General features: G+C 55.0%; 2 tRNA genes. Both read right to left on the reverse strand.

What is annotated here, in order from left to right:
- Positions 1-46: 46 nt before the first annotated feature.
- Positions 47-122 (reverse strand) — tRNA-Met (locus tag IC174_RS20895).
- 16 nt (positions 123-138) lie between these two features.
- A tRNA-Leu gene (locus tag IC174_RS20900) sits at positions 139-224 on the reverse strand.
- Positions 225-262 lie beyond the last annotated feature (38 nt).

Below are 262 nucleotides of genomic sequence, written 5' to 3' on the forward strand. Positions count from 1 at the left end.
CGTGAAAGGGCGGTGTCTTAACCTCTTGACCAACGAGCCATTTTAATGGTTGCGGAGGCAGGACTCGAACCTACGACCTTCGGGTTATGAGCCCGACGAGCTGCCAACTGCTCCACTCCGCGATATTACTTTATAAAGTGCCGAAGACCGGAATCGAACCGGTACGAGAGGTAAGTCCCGCAGGATTTTAAGTCCTGTGCGTCTGCCAGTTCCGCCACTTCGGCTTTTTTGGCTCCAAGGGTGGGGCTCGAACCCACAGCCT

The organism is Clostridioides sp. ES-S-0001-03 (assembly GCF_020676075.1).
GTDB lineage: Bacteria > Bacillota > Clostridia > Peptostreptococcales > Peptostreptococcaceae > Clostridioides.